14 protein-coding genes are annotated in these 13,846 nt (G+C 44.7%); 6 read left to right on the forward strand and 8 right to left on the reverse strand.

Annotated elements, in window-relative coordinates; all coding sequences use genetic code 11:
• Positions 1-60 precede the first annotated feature (60 nt).
• The 4 genes from ONZ52_RS07985 to rpmE all read right to left on the reverse strand — a co-directional run bounded on the left by ONZ52_RS07985 (position 61) and on the right by rpmE (position 3,195).
• The gene (locus tag ONZ52_RS07985) at positions 61-621 is read right to left on the reverse strand and encodes an LOG family protein (protein ID WP_265218121.1); all 561 of its coding nucleotides are present in this window, start codon (positions 619-621) and stop codon (positions 61-63) included.
• Positions 622-749: 128 nt separating this feature from the next.
• Positions 750-2,018, reverse strand: a complete 1,269-nt coding sequence (locus ONZ52_RS07990) for a malic enzyme-like NAD(P)-binding protein (protein ID WP_265218122.1) — start codon at positions 2,016-2,018, stop codon at positions 750-752.
• A 170-nt stretch (positions 2,019-2,188) separates the two neighbouring features.
• Complete coding sequence (locus ONZ52_RS07995) at positions 2,189-2,923, reverse strand: thermonuclease family protein (RefSeq protein ID WP_265218123.1); 735 nt, start codon at positions 2,921-2,923, stop codon at positions 2,189-2,191.
• A 56-nt stretch (positions 2,924-2,979) separates the two neighbouring features.
• A complete protein-coding gene (gene rpmE / locus ONZ52_RS08000) occupies positions 2,980-3,195 on the reverse strand; it encodes a 50S ribosomal protein L31 (RefSeq protein WP_111608996.1) in 216 nt (71 codons plus the stop codon).
• Positions 3,196-3,463: 268 nt separating this feature from the next.
• Between rpmE and ONZ52_RS08005 the strand changes: the two genes are divergently transcribed.
• The 6 genes from ONZ52_RS08005 to ONZ52_RS08030 all read left to right on the forward strand — a co-directional run bounded on the left by ONZ52_RS08005 (position 3,464) and on the right by ONZ52_RS08030 (position 9,567).
• The gene (locus tag ONZ52_RS08005; RefSeq protein WP_265218124.1) at positions 3,464-5,695 is read left to right on the forward strand and encodes a primosomal protein N'; all 2,232 of its coding nucleotides are present in this window, start codon (positions 3,464-3,466) and stop codon (positions 5,693-5,695) included.
• A gap of 456 nt (positions 5,696-6,151) precedes the next feature.
• Positions 6,152-6,385, forward strand: coding sequence for an SPOR domain-containing protein (locus ONZ52_RS08010; RefSeq protein WP_265218125.1), 234 nt, complete (start codon positions 6,152-6,154; stop codon positions 6,383-6,385).
• Between the two features lie 115 nt (positions 6,386-6,500).
• Complete coding sequence (gene hslV, locus ONZ52_RS08015) at positions 6,501-7,052, forward strand: ATP-dependent protease subunit HslV (protein ID WP_265218126.1); 552 nt, start codon at positions 6,501-6,503, stop codon at positions 7,050-7,052.
• 79 nt (positions 7,053-7,131) lie between these two features.
• Positions 7,132-8,454, forward strand: coding sequence for an ATP-dependent protease ATPase subunit HslU (gene hslU / locus ONZ52_RS08020; protein WP_265218127.1), 1,323 nt, complete (start codon positions 7,132-7,134; stop codon positions 8,452-8,454).
• Positions 8,455-8,527: 73 nt separating this feature from the next.
• A complete protein-coding gene (locus ONZ52_RS08025; RefSeq protein ID WP_265218128.1) occupies positions 8,528-8,911 on the forward strand; it encodes a gamma-butyrobetaine hydroxylase family protein in 384 nt (127 codons plus the stop codon).
• Positions 8,912-8,952: 41 nt separating this feature from the next.
• Positions 8,953-9,567 carry a ubiquinone biosynthesis accessory factor UbiJ gene (locus ONZ52_RS08030; RefSeq protein WP_265218129.1) on the forward strand — a complete coding sequence of 205 codons (615 nt, stop codon included), beginning with the start codon at positions 8,953-8,955 and terminating at the stop codon, positions 9,565-9,567.
• A 483-nt stretch (positions 9,568-10,050) separates the two neighbouring features.
• Here the strand turns inward: ONZ52_RS08030 and ONZ52_RS08035 are convergent, their stop codons facing one another.
• The 4 genes from ONZ52_RS08035 to argS all read right to left on the reverse strand — a co-directional run bounded on the left by ONZ52_RS08035 (position 10,051) and on the right by argS (position 13,807).
• Positions 10,051-10,911, reverse strand: coding sequence for a DMT family transporter (locus tag ONZ52_RS08035; RefSeq protein ID WP_265218130.1), 861 nt, complete (start codon positions 10,909-10,911; stop codon positions 10,051-10,053).
• Positions 10,912-10,988: 77 nt separating this feature from the next.
• Positions 10,989-11,426, reverse strand: a complete 438-nt coding sequence (locus tag ONZ52_RS08040; protein WP_265218131.1) for an L-asparaginase family protein — start codon at positions 11,424-11,426, stop codon at positions 10,989-10,991.
• 55 nt (positions 11,427-11,481) lie between these two features.
• Complete coding sequence (locus ONZ52_RS08045) at positions 11,482-11,955, reverse strand: asparaginase domain-containing protein (RefSeq protein ID WP_265218132.1); 474 nt, start codon at positions 11,953-11,955, stop codon at positions 11,482-11,484.
• A 118-nt stretch (positions 11,956-12,073) separates the two neighbouring features.
• Positions 12,074-13,807 (reverse strand): arginine--tRNA ligase, encoded by a 1,734-nt coding sequence (gene argS, locus ONZ52_RS08050; protein WP_265218133.1) that lies wholly within the window; start codon positions 13,805-13,807, stop codon positions 12,074-12,076.
• Positions 13,808-13,846 lie beyond the last annotated feature (39 nt).

Genomic DNA, 13,846 nt, shown 5'->3' on the forward strand with positions numbered 1-13,846 from the left:
TAGGTTTATTCCCTATAAAAATGCCAGCCCAGTGCTGGCATTTTTATCTCTTTGAACGCTCTAGCTCCACTTGGGCTGAGGAGCTTGGTAAGCTTTCACGGCCGCTAGCAGGGTTTCTGGCGTGCTCTCTTTGATAATCATATCAATGTAAGACTGCTTCACAAAGCCTGCCTGCTGCATGCTGTCTACCATAGTAAATAGGGGATCATAAAAGCCATTTAAATTATAAAAGACACAAGGTTTGCTATGCAGGCCAAGTTGCCCCCAGGTCCACACTTCAAACATTTCCTCCAAGGTCCCCACCCCACCCGGAAGCGCCACAAACACATCAGCCAATTCGCTCATTTTAGCTTTACGCTCATGCATATTGGCTACCACATAGAGTTCAGTTAATCCTGTATGAGCGATTTCCTTGGACTCGAGATGGGACGGAATCACACCAATGACCCTTCCACCAGCTTGCAAGGCTGCATTCGCTATCACCCCCATTAAGCCAACATTTCCTCCGCCGTAAACAATGTCTATCCCTTGCCCAGCAAGATACACGGCCAACGCTTTTACGCCATTGGCATATTCGGGGGAATTACCCGCAGCGGAGCCACAATATATTGCAACTTTCATGACACAACTCCTATTTAATCCAAGCTATTCCTGCTTATTGATCAATGAAAATACCGTATTAATAATATTTAGTCATAAAAAAAGCGGCTCTTTTTTAAAGAGCCGCCTGGTAACAGATCAAGATTCGATTAAGCACCGAAGTGATTAAGATTCTCTAGTGGATAAAAATCTGGGTATGGCAGCATTGCCACACCAGAATCTACCGCAGCACGAGCCACCGCGGCAGACACCACATTAAGCAAACGAGAATCCATTGGTTTTGGCAGGATATATTCTTTGCCAAAGCTCAATGGTGCGCCACCGTAAGCTGCAACCACATCCGCAGGTGCTTCTTCTTTCGCAAGATCTTTCAGAGCATGCACAGCCGCAACTTTCATTTCTTCGTTGATTTTAGTCGCACGAACGTCTAAAGCACCACGGAAGATGAAAGGGAAACCAAGTACGTTGTTTACTTGGTTAGGATAATCTGAACGACCTGTTGCCATGATCAAATCATCACGCGTTGCACGAGCAAGCTCTGGATTAATTTCTGGATCTGGGTTTGAACAAGCAAAAACGATCGGATTCGCCGCCATTTTCGCAAGCTGTTCTGCAGACAATAAATCTGGACCAGATACACCGATGAATACGTCAGCACCATCGATTGCATCATCCAAATTACGTTTATCCGTATCAATCGCAAACATGGCTTTAAATTGGTTCAAGTCAGTACGACCAGAGTGAATAACGCCATTACGGTCAAGAACGAAGATGTTTTCGCGCTGTGCACCACACGCAATGATTAACTTCATGCATGCAGTTGCGGCAGCACCCGCACCAAGACAAACGATTTTAGCGTCAGCAATGTCTTTACCTTGAAGCTCAAGCGCATTCAAAAGACCAGCCGCGGTAACAATCGCTGTACCATGTTGGTCATCGTGGAAAACCGGAATAGAACAACGCTCGATCAATTGACGTTCAATTTCAAAACACTCAGGTGCTTTGATGTCTTCTAAGTTGATACCGCCGTATGTGTTGGCAATACGAGCCACAGTATCAATGAATGCCTGTGGACTTTCAGATTCCACTTCCACATCAACGGAGTTAATACCAGCAAAGCGCTTAAACAATAAACCTTTACCTTCCATTACTGGCTTACTTGCCAATGGGCCTAGATTGCCTAATCCGAGGATCGCAGAACCATCAGAGATCACGGCAACCAAGTTGCCTTTACCGGTATAACGGTAAGCCGCTTCTGGGTCTTTTGCGATTTCACGACAAGGCTCAGCCACACCTGGGCTATAAGCGAGAGAAAGATCACGAGCGGTTGCTGTTGGTTTCGTAATAGTAACGCTAAGTTTGCCTGGAACTGGATATTGGTGATAATCCAACGCTGCTTGCTTTATATCTTCTGCCATTATGATGTTTCCGTCTATTTGGTGTTATTAATTAGTTTTATCATAGCCAAACTGGGCCTTGTCCCCAAGCCTACAAAAGCTTCGAAAGTGGCACCTTATAATTCTGTGTCGCCAGAATAATCGATATACTCATTACTTTAAAGCGTAAAACCATAGGAATATTCTATCAATCAATGCTTGTTAGAAACGTTGATTTCACGCAAATCATTCGGATGTCTTACTGACAAAACCCAAGATTTAAAGTCTGAATATCGGCTTTTCCTTTGATGTTGCCAACCACGTACCTCTATGTCCTTGCCTTCAAACGCAAATACTGTTTGAGCAGACCAATAGTCGATAGTATTAGGTGGCAAATTGATCACTAGATCCTGATCGGTTTCTAGCCACCAACCTCCTCGGTTCTGAGTAATGGAAGTGATGTTAACACGAGAGATTGCAAAGCCAGCTTTTGGCTGCCATTGCAAATTTTGCTGCCATAATCCCTTATGCGCATTGCGAGCTGAGTCTTCAGCGGCCTCAAAACAATCTTGATAGGCTAAGTTAGGAGGAATCGCAATACGATAACCAAGTCCTTCGGATAGTAACTGACTCGTCAGTGAAATACGATCTTTATCGAAAAGGTAGTACAAATAACGACCGTATCTATCTTGATCATTTTTGGACTCTTGAAGGTAGACAAATTGATCGAGGCGAGAACGAAGAAACTGCATCGCCTCAACGGCAAAAGGCTCATGATTGCCTTTTTTGTGATCCAGTTCTGGGGTATCAATACCCACTAATCGCACTTTTCGGCCATCCGTCAAATGTACGGTATCGCCGTCAACGACTCTTTTAATCTGAGCCTTCTCAAGCTTTCCTGTTGCCACACAGGTATCATCACCATGGGCGGCAAAGGACAAAAACAAAAAAAGCGCCAAGCAAACTTGGCGCTTTCTTAATGGGATCACTATCATGCCACCAATTACTTAGTAGTACGACGTGCTCCGAAACGCTTGTTGAAGCGATCAACACGGCCACCAGTATCAACCATTTTTTGTTGACCTGTGTAGAAAGGGTGGCAGTTGCTGCATACGTCAACGTGCATGTCTTTACCAAGCGTTGAATGTAGGTTTAGCGTGTTACCACAAGTACAAGTTGCTGTAATTGCAGAGTAATTTGGGTGAATATCTTTTTTCATTGTATATACCTTTGGGTTTAATGTGCCGCCACTTGGTCGATCATTAATGGGCTATTGCCGCGCCAAGCACCGCACGTTTTTTTGTACAGACATTGTACAGTATTGCGCAAGAGTGGCGTATTTTAGGGATCTATTGCAGAATCAGCAACCTTTTTATCGTGCTTTGCTGATAAAATTGTCACTCGCACCAACCCACTACTCTGACGTACACTTACGCATTAATAAAAATGCTATCTTTTGCTTTACTGAACAAGGCCTAATCTAACGCATGTCTGAAGTGCTTCTCACACTCTCCCCATACATAAAAGTCGCGTTACCTGTGCCAATGCGTACCTTATTCGACTACAAAGTGCCCAAAGCTATTGCCCTGCGGCATGAGCTAAAACCGGGCATGAGAGTCAAGGTCCCCTTTGGCAAAAGTAGTCGTCTTGGAGTGATTGTCGCTGTTAGTGACCACAGCGAGTGGGACCCCGATCAGATTAAGCCGCTCACCTCACTACATGATAAAAGCCCTGTTATTAGCGCCGAATTAATGGCCCTGTGTGAGTGGGCAGCACGTTATTATCATCACCCCATTGGTGATGTCATCTTTCATGCGCTGCCTATTCTATTGCGCAAAGGTGAAAATGCCGAGTTTAGGACAGAAAATTGGTGGTTCACGACAGAAAAAGGACAAACCACCTCTCTGGAACAACTCAGTCGTGCACCACGCCAACAAGACTTTTTAAAAGCTGTGCAACAACACCCTAATGGCTTAAGTCAGCATGCCGCCTCAGTATTAGACCTTGCCCCTAATGCTGCCAAGATTCTGGAGGAAAAAGGGCTATTGCGCAAAGAACCTCGTTCTTTTAACAAAGGCGGAGAAAGACATGCCCATGTGACACAAATACCTCCGACACTGAACATGGAGCAAATGCGGGCAACAGAGCATATATTGGATTATCGTCACCAATTCCATGTCGCGTTATTGGACGGTGTGACGGGGAGCGGTAAAACCGAAGTTTTTTTACGAGTAATGGAGCGCCTGATCGACGAGGGAAAACAAATTCTGGTGATGGTGCCAGAAATAGGCCTAACGCCACAAACACTAAAACGCTTTGAGAACCGTTTCAACACCGATATTGTGCTGATGCACTCTAACATGAGCGATAGAGAACGTTTGGATGCTTGGCTCTTGGCAGCAAGCGGCCACGCTAAGATCATCATCGGCACAAGATCCGCGGCTTTTATCCCTGCCCCAAACCTTGGCCTAATCGTTATTGATGAAGAACACGATACCTCATACAAACAGCATGAAGGCTTTCGTTATCACGCACGAGATCTTGCGATTAAACGCGCTCAAGCACTGAATATTCCCGTCTTACTTGCTTCGGCCACACCGTCATATGAGAGTTTAACCAACGCCCTGCAAAAACGCTTTGCTTGGCTTAAACTACGTCAGCGAGCTGGTAACGCACACATACCTAAAATGGAAAGAGTAGACTTACGGGGAAAGAGCTTAGTGCATGGCTTCAGCGAACAAGCACTCGTAAGTATGAAACAATGCCTAGAACGCAAAGAACAAGTACTGGTATTTTTAAACCGTCGCGGTTACGCCCCCACTCTAATGTGTCACCAGTGTGGCTGGATTGCCGCCTGCGATCATTGCGATGTTAACCTCACCGTACACAAACGTGCTAATAAGCTGCATTGTCACCATTGTGATACGCAAAAAGCACTCATTCATACTTGCCCTGAATGCCAGTCGGAAGAGTTATTTACCGTTGGGGAAGGTACAGAGCAAATTGAAACACAGCTCAGCACACTGTTTAAAGAAGTACCTATTTTGCGTATTGACCGTGACAGCACTCAACGTAAATCGGCTATGGCAAAACTTACCCAAAAAATCCATGAGCATGACCAAGCCATTCTCATTGGAACGCAAATGCTCGCCAAAGGACATCATTTCCCTAACGTCACTCTTGTCATCATTATGGACGCAGATGCTGGGTTATTCTCTTCTGATTTTCGAGGTATGGAGCGCACTGCTCAGCTTATTACGCAGGTCGCTGGCCGCGCTGGCCGCGCCAAAAAGCCAGGCCATGTATTATTGCAAACCTATCACCCCGATCATACTGCGATTGAATGCCTATGTAATCTTGGTTACGAACACTTTGCCATTGATGGATTGGCCGAGCGTAAATCTTTATCACTTCCGCCCTTTTATCATCAAGTCATCATTCGCGCCGAATCCGGCAATGAACAGGAAGCCATGCAACTCTTGTCCACCATGCGAAACGATTTAGAGCCATATTTCTCTAAAGACGTATTTCTTGTCGGCCCCTATGCCGCCATCATTGTTCGCAAAGCAGGACAACATCGGGCATTAATTTCTCTAAAATCGGCACAGCGAGCGCCACTTCATCAAGCCACCCAAATGATGACCGAATGGCTAGAGCAATCAACCAAACAACATAGAATTCGCTTTGCAATTGATGTCGATCCACTGGAAACTTACTGATCTTGGCCGCATAATGTGCGCAACTCACACTGAACCCTATTTACTTATGCCAAAGCTAAAAGCCAAAAGCCCAAATTATGTTTAATCCTGTTCAAATTGCAGCAAAAGGAAGTCGCCCAAAAAAAGGGGCGACTCGTCGAACACCACCCCCACAGCAACGCAAAACCACTTGGTGGCTTTGGCTTCTTGTGCCCATTATAGTCATCGCTTTCATTTATGGCCTAACGCAACTAAACCAAGTCGCACCCACAACAAAACCAACACCAATAGAAGTCCCCCAAGGCGATTCCAAAACCAGCCCCTACACCGGCGCCTAAGAAAGTAGAAGAAAAAGTCAGTGTTGCTCCGAAAAAAGACACGTTTGAGTTCTATCAAATATTACAAGACAGCAAGGTTGATACCAGCCACGTCGATGCTTATCAGTCTACCCCTAGGGGGGAGCAAGATTATTACTACATGCTTCAAGCCGCCTCATTTAGAAATCTTGAAGATGCGGATCGCCTGCGCGCTCAACTCATCTTGTCTGGTTTGGTCGAAGCCAGCGTTCGCAAAACCATGGATAAGGACGACCAGGCTTGGTATAGAGTGATTCTTGGTCCTTATGATTCACGTTCAAAAATGAATCGTGCAGAGGATAAACTCGTCTCTTTGTCAATCTCTCCTTACTCTTATAAAATTAAAAAAGAGTAAGCTTTAAAATCGGCATAAATTGCATACAGAACATGAAAGCTTGTTCTGTATGCAATCCTCGCTTGAAATCTTCCCGCTCGCCCCCATTTCGTTAGAATCGAAACGGGAGTAGACCATGACAACGATTCTTACTGTACGCAAAGGCAATCAAGTCGTCGTAGGCGGCGATGGACAAGTATCTTTAGGCAACACTGTGATGAAAGGCAACGCTCGTAAAGTGCGCCGTCTCTATCGTGGTGAAGTAATTGCTGGCTTTGCTGGCGGTACGGCGGATGCGTTCACCCTATTCGAACGCTTTGAAGGCCAACTTGAAAAACACCAAGGCCACTTAGTACGGGCTGCAGTAGACCTTGCTAAAGACTGGCGTTCTGACCGAGCGTTACGCAAATTAGAAGCCATGCTGATTGTCGCTAACAAAGAAAGTACTCTAATCATTACTGGTACGGGCGATGTGGTTGAACCACAACATGGTGCATTGGCTATTGGCTCTGGCGGCAACTTCGCTGAAGCCGCGGCTCGAGCCTTAATTGATAACACGGATTTATCAGCCAAAGAAATCGTTGAGAAAAGCCTCAATATCGCTGCTGATATTTGTGTGTTCACAAATCACAGCCTAACCATAGAAGAAATTACCATCGACCCGCAGCTTGAAGATAAGTCTAAATAATTCTCTATCAACCAAGAGCATTACAGACAGTAAAGCGACGCAGCTAACATCACACAATACATTTAAAAGAGAATTAATAATGAGCAGCATGACCCCAAGAGAGACGGTTAACGCCCTAGACAACCACATTATTGGTCAGCAAAAAGCAAAACGTGCGGTCGCCATCGCACTACGAAACCGCTGGCGTCGCATGCAACTTCCTGAAGACATGCGAGCAGAAGTCACACCCAAAAACATCTTAATGATAGGCCCAACGGGGGTAGGTAAAACAGAAATCGCTCGCCGATTAGCTAAGCTTGCCAACGCACCTTTCATCAAGATTGAAGCCACAAAATTCACTGAAGTGGGCTATGTTGGTCGTGATGTAGAGTCGATTATTCGTGATTTGGTTGAAATGGCAATTAAAATGCTTCGCGAACAAGAAACGGCAAAGCTACGCCATAAAGCCGAAGATGCCGCAGAAGACCGTATTCTTGATGTGTTGTTGCCCCCCGCTCGCGGCGGTGATCCTGAATTACAAGACAATAGCACTCGTCAGACTTTCCGTAAAAAACTACGGGAAGGCCAACTGGACGACAAAGAAATCGATATCGATGTATCCGATTCACCAATGGGTGTTGAAATTATGACTCCACCAGGCATGGAGGAAATGACCAGCCAGCTACAAAACTTATTTTCCAGCTTTGGTTCACAAAAAACCAAAAAGCGTAAAATGAAAGTCAAAGATGCTATGCGCCAAGTTCGTGACGAAGAAGCGGCAAAGCTCGTTAATGAAGAAGAACTGAAAGCTCGCGCAGTAGAAGCCGTCGAGCAAAATGGTATTGTCTTCTTAGATGAAATCGATAAAGTCGCTAAAAGCTCAGAACGCTCCGGCGGAGAAGTCTCTCGCGAAGGCGTACAGCGCGATTTATTGCCTTTAGTCGAAGGTTGCACCGTCAGCACCAAATACGGCATGATCAAAACCGATCACATCCTATTCATTGCGTCTGGCGCCTTCCATTTGTCTAAACCATCAGACTTGATTCCAGAATTGCAAGGCCGTTTACCCATTCGAGTTGAACTGGATGCGCTAACAGTAGACGATTTCAAACGTATTTTAGTCGAACCAAGCATGTCATTGACGAAACAATATGTGGCGCTTGCTAAAACGGAAAATATCAACCTGAACTTCACTGAAGAAGGTATTCACCGCATAGCTGAAATTGCTTTCCAAGTGAACGAGCGTACGGAAAACATTGGGGCGCGTCGCTTACATACGGTACTTGAACGCTTACTTGAAGAAGTGTCTTATTCCGCCAGCGACATGCCAGATGATCAAACCGTCGACATCACAGCGGCTTATGTTGATGAACAACTAGGGGAAATCGCTAAAAATGAAGATTTGAGCCAATATATTCTATAATTGGAATCATCTCTCTTAAAAAATAGCCCTTATTTCACGCCCCTTCTTGGAAGGGGCTTATAGGAAAAAGACTGTGTCTAAACCCGTCCCAACGAACATCAACTACCATAAAAAATCACGAGAGCTGGCGCTCACCTTTGCTGATGGACATAGCTTTCGCCTAAGTGCTGAATTCTTAAGGGTTCACTCACCTTCCGCGGAAGTACGCGGTCACGGCATGCAAATGCCCATTTTGCAATACGGGAAAAAAGACGTTGCCATCAATAATATTGAAGTCGCTGGCAATTATGCGCTAAAGATCTCCTTCAACGATGGTCACGACACTGGCCTCTATACTTGGGAATATCTCTACAATATTGGCAAAAATCACGATGAACTCTGGCAAATGTACCTAGATCGCCTTGAAAAAGAAGGTAAGACGCGGGACACTTCCGTCATTCAAATCCACCAGCTTTAATTTTTATATCACTCTGCCATTGACCATCGGAGCGTTTTTTTATGAGTTCTCTCAGTTTATCGGCGCTTAGTGCCATCGAAAAAGCGATCAATCTAGCGCTCAAACAGGACACACCGTCACAAGACCGCTTGAGTAAACTGGCAGGACAACAGGTTTTTCTTTATGTAGAAGACTTTTCTTTCATATTACAAATGCACATCCTTGAACAAGGGGTAATGCTGCATCAACCAGACAGCTTAGATGAAATCGAATTAGACCCGCGGTTAGATACACTGGTGCAAGGACCCAGTTCAGCCTATCGTAAATTATTGGATGGCGATGGTTTCTTTGACGGTGACCTACGCATTCAAGGCAATGCTCAAGCCCTCATGACACTGCATAAAGTGATGGAAAACTTCGAATTCGATTGGGAAGGATTGCTGGCGGATCACATCGGCGATTTGCCCGCCGCAACCCTAGCACGCCTACTTCGTGCTCAATGGTCTTGGAGCAAAGAATTCACCACCAATATGAGAATGCAACTGGTTCAACATCTACAAACTGACAGTCAGCTACTGCCCAGCAAAATTGAATTTGACCACTTCGTCAATGAAATAGAACGCTTCGGCACCTTAATTGATCGTGCCGAAGCTAGATTAAGGATCTTAACAAAATAAAAAATGATTTAAATACATATACTTGTTGATTACTTAGGGAAGTTTAATGTCTTCAATACTTAATAATCTTACCAATTTTGAATGGTGGTTTAATGGTCTTTTTTTACGCTATTAGCTTTCACTTCTAAATTATATTTTTATATAACTCCTAGATTTAAAAGATTTTTTAGAAACCGTTCAGCCAAAGAGTTAAAGGCAATTAGGTTAATTAGACACGACAATGTAAAGGTATTAAGAGAAGTCTTTCATGAAAAATGTTTATTCCTGATTTTTATACTTGGGGCCATGGTCTACATATACAGTTTTGTAGCAAATAATATATTTTCCGATATAGAAATATATAATCAAGATAAGATGACCCATAAATTAAATATCATTTTCACGCTATCTATCCCTGTATACATCCTTGAAATCATGTATATAAGAAGAAGGTCTTATGTAAAGAACCTTTTTAAATATCGAGATAGACTAAAAAAATAAGACCTATAGCTTTGCTCGACTAAAATACACACCAACAATTGTCACAACAAAACCGATAATCTGAATCGTGGTCATGGATTCGCTGAATAAGAAATAACTTTCTACTGCCGCCAATGGGGGCGCTAATAGCAGCATAGTGGAAACCTGTGAGGCTCGCACTTTTCTCAATAACCACACCATTAAAAAAACACCGCCACCAGATAACACCAGCACGCCCCAGATAACGAGTAAGAAGGACTCCAGCTGCACGGCAAACAAGGTTTCACCAAGTAACAGCATAAAGCCAATCGAGACGACACTGGCCGCGAGGTTTTGTATCGCCATGGAGCTGAAAATATCAGACGATGAAATAGACATTTTTTGATAAGTCACACCCAGTGACAAGGCAAATATCGCGGCGCAAGCCAACGTAAACGTCAGCAGAGTCACGCCACCATGGCTCATATCTAACTCTAGCGCGGGGCTGATGACCAATACTAGGCCTACCATGCCGACCAACATTCCAAGAATACCTTTGAAGGACGTTTTTTCTCTGATTAGTAAGAAAGCTAACAGGGTCACCAATGCCGGCTGTAACGCACCAATCAGCGCCATGATGCCAGCAGGCAAGCCTTTAGCGATAGCCACATAGGCAAAGCCCAAATAAAAGCCATTCATTAGCATGCCAGCAATAATATGCTTAGGTAATTCTTGCCAAGCAGGAAAACGTCTACGCTGCCACAAGGCAATAGCAAGGAAGAGTAAACCCGCTAAAACAAAACGGATGCTCAGAAAAACGTTAGGGTCGATCAGGCCAACAATTAACTTACCGGTGATAAATCCCGTAGACCAAATAAGAACTAAGAGTACATATAGCAAGGCCATTTCAATTCCCTTTAAAATTTAGATAAGGTTTTTCGCCGTCACCTTACAGTTGGGCAGACAATGAAAAGCCAACGTTTCTAGAAACACTTTTTAACTTCTTCACTACTCATTCCAGACCCAATCAAAAAATGCAACTTGGCAAAAGCGGCTTCGTAAGTCATATCTTTACCAGAAATAACGCCCGCTTTAACCAAGGCAGAGCCAGCGGCATACGCTCCAGCCGCCACACTTCCTGCGCCACATTGGCTCACGTTCACAATCACGACGCCACGGTCGGTCGCGGTTTTCAATAAAGCCAAAAGAGTGGGATCTTTATCAGGAGCGTTACCAGCGCCGTAGCTTAATAATACCGCCCCTTTTACCGAATCATTTAATAAACCTTGCCAATGAGCCGCTTGCACGCCTGGAAAAACCGGCAGTATAGTGACCGCACTGTCTGCCATATCTGGAATATGTATCACCATGGGCGGTTTCACGGCCTCTGTTAAACGCCACCGCCAATCAATGCCTAACACACCTCGCTCAGGGCAGTTGGGCGAACTAAAAGCTTGCCAGTCACTGGTATGCGCTTTATGAAGCCCGATCCCCTTCTATCAAGCGACCTGCAAAAAACAAGAAGACACCTTGCACGCCTTCCTCACACGCTGAAATCGCGCCCATGATATTAATCATCGCATCGGTGCGCACTTTATACATAGGTACTTGCGAGCCAGTCACTATGATAGGTTTGTCGCTATTAGCAAACATAAAAGATAACGCCGCCGAGGTATACGCCATGGTGTCTGTGCCATGCAATACAATAAAGGCGTCAAAATCATGCCATTTGCTTTCAATATCACGGGCGATGGTTTGCCAGTCTGTCGGGGTGGCATTGGAGGAGTCAATCAAACTTGGATAACCTTCAATGACAAACTCATGATTAAGCTCGTCGGCTTCATTAAGATGTTGAGCAAGATGATCAGCAAACGCTGCATCGGGTATTAAACCTTGACCCGAAGGTACCATACCTATCGTGCCACCTGTGTAGGCTATATAAATTCTCATCTGCTGACTGTTCCTCTTTACGAATCCTATTTTGCGTGCGAATTATGTCGCTTAAGACATAAAAGGCGCTGTTCAGTTGAAAAGCGCCTTTATTGTGTTCATTACCACCGTAGAGAATTTACATACGCTCTAACGTTTCAATCCCTAATAAGGACAAGCCAAGCTTCAGGGTAGACGCGGTATTCAACGCCAACTGTAAACGACTGTGTTTCACCTCTTCCTCGGCATTGATAATAGGACAAGCTTCGTAGAAGGTCATAAAGACACCGGCTAAATCGTATAAATAAGCACATAAGAAATGTGGCATACCATCATTCGCCACTTGCTGAATGGCTTCTTCAAACTGGCATAACTTCACTGCCAAAGCACGTTCTTGCGGCTCATCAATCGTAATGTCACCAGTCAAGCTAGCCACATCAACTTCAGAGCGTTTAACGATGCTTGCGACGCGAGAATAAGCGTACAGCAAATAAGGCGCCGTGTTGCCTTCAAAGCTCAACATGCTGTCCCAGTTAAACACATAATCGCTGGTACGGTTCTTCGATAAATCCGCGTATTTCACTGACGCAATACCGACCACACGACCAATGTTGCGCAGCTCTTCTTCGTCCATTTCTGGATTCTTCGATGCCACCAATTGATAGGCGCGCTCTTGGGCTTCTTCCAATAAAGAAGACAGTTTCGCTACGCCACCAGAGCGAGTTTTGAAGGGTTTGCCATCGCTGCCCATTACCGTACCAAACGGCATGTGTTCCAATTGTGTTTCTGGCTTCACAAAACCCGCTTTGCGAGACAAGGTGAAAATTTGCTGGAAATGCAAAGATTGGCGCGCATCCACAAAATACAACACACGGTTTGCATTCAAGGTATGTTGACGAAAACGCACAGCGGCTAAATCCGTTGTCGCATACAAAAAGCCACCGCCAGTTTTTTGCACGATAATTGGCGTGATCTCACCTTCTTTATTAGCGAACTCTTCCATGAAAACACACTGTGCACCATTGGATTCTTGCAGCAAATCTTGTTCTTTCAGCTCATTAACAACATTAGCTAGGTCATCGTTATAAGCGCTTTCTGGCATTACATGCTGACGCTCCAAAGACACACCAAGCATTTTGTACGTCTCTTCACAGTGCGTCAGAGAGATATTTATAAACTCATCCCAAAGTGCCAAACACTCTTCATTTCCAGACTGCAACGCCACCACTAATTCACGAGAGCGAGTAGCAAAAGCTTCATCCTCATCGAAACAGGTTTTCGCAGCGCGGTAAAAGGTTTCTAGATCAGAAAGCGCCATGCTGATGGTGGCATTTTCAGAACGTAAACGTTCCATGTAAGCCAACAACATACCAAACTGCGTGCCCCAATCACCCACGTGGTTTTGACGCACCACATGATGACCAAAAAACTCTAGCGTACGAACAACAGCATCACCAATGACCGTTGAACGAAGGTGTCCAACGTGCATTTCTTTTGCAAGGTTTGGAGACGAATAATCCACCACAACCGTTTCTGGTGCATCAACAGGATTTACATCAAGGCGGTCGCTGGTACGCAATTGCGCTAACTCTTTACTCAACCAAGCATTTTTCAAAAATATATTGATAAAACCCGGTCCAGCGATTTCAACCTTATCGGCAAGATCCGATAGATCCAACTTATCTAATGTGGCTTGGGCAAAATCACGCGGATTCATTTTTAACGCTTTTGCGGCGCCCATAATACCGTTTGCTTGGTAATCACCAAATTGTACTTTCGCGGATTGACGCACTAAAGCTGGCGCCGAATCAGAAGCACCAGACGCCACCATAGCCGCTTGAATGCGTTGATTTAAAAGAGTTTGAATATTCACAAGGAGACCTTTAAACAGTAAATACACCGCTCATTTAAG

This window comes from Marinomonas rhodophyticola, from assembly GCF_026113935.1.
GTDB classification, from domain to species: Bacteria; Pseudomonadota; Gammaproteobacteria; order Pseudomonadales; family Marinomonadaceae; genus Marinomonas; species Marinomonas rhodophyticola.

Coding starts and splice junctions, on each gene's coding strand:
- ONZ52_RS07985 (WP_265218121.1), bottom strand. CDS start 621: ATGAAAGTTGCAATATATTGTGGCTCCGCTGCGGGTAATTCCCCCGAA.
- ONZ52_RS07990 (WP_265218122.1), bottom strand. CDS start 2,018: ATGGCAGAAGATATAAAGCAAGCAGCGTTGGATTATCACCAATATCCA.
- rpmE (WP_111608996.1), bottom strand. CDS start 3,195: ATGAAAAAAGATATTCACCCAAATTACTCTGCAATTACAGCAACTTGT.
- ONZ52_RS08005 (WP_265218124.1), top strand. CDS start 3,464: ATGTCTGAAGTGCTTCTCACACTCTCCCCATACATAAAAGTCGCGTTA.
- ONZ52_RS08010 (WP_265218125.1), top strand. CDS start 6,152: ATGCTTCAAGCCGCCTCATTTAGAAATCTTGAAGATGCGGATCGCCTG.
- hslV (WP_265218126.1), top strand. CDS start 6,501: ATGACAACGATTCTTACTGTACGCAAAGGCAATCAAGTCGTCGTAGGC.
- hslU (WP_265218127.1), top strand. CDS start 7,132: ATGAGCAGCATGACCCCAAGAGAGACGGTTAACGCCCTAGACAACCAC.
- ONZ52_RS08030 (WP_265218129.1), top strand. CDS start 8,953: ATGAGTTCTCTCAGTTTATCGGCGCTTAGTGCCATCGAAAAAGCGATC.
- ONZ52_RS08035 (WP_265218130.1), bottom strand. CDS start 10,911: ATGGCCTTGCTATATGTACTCTTAGTTCTTATTTGGTCTACGGGATTT.
- ONZ52_RS08045 (WP_265218132.1), bottom strand. CDS start 11,955: ATGAGAATTTATATAGCCTACACAGGTGGCACGATAGGTATGGTACCT.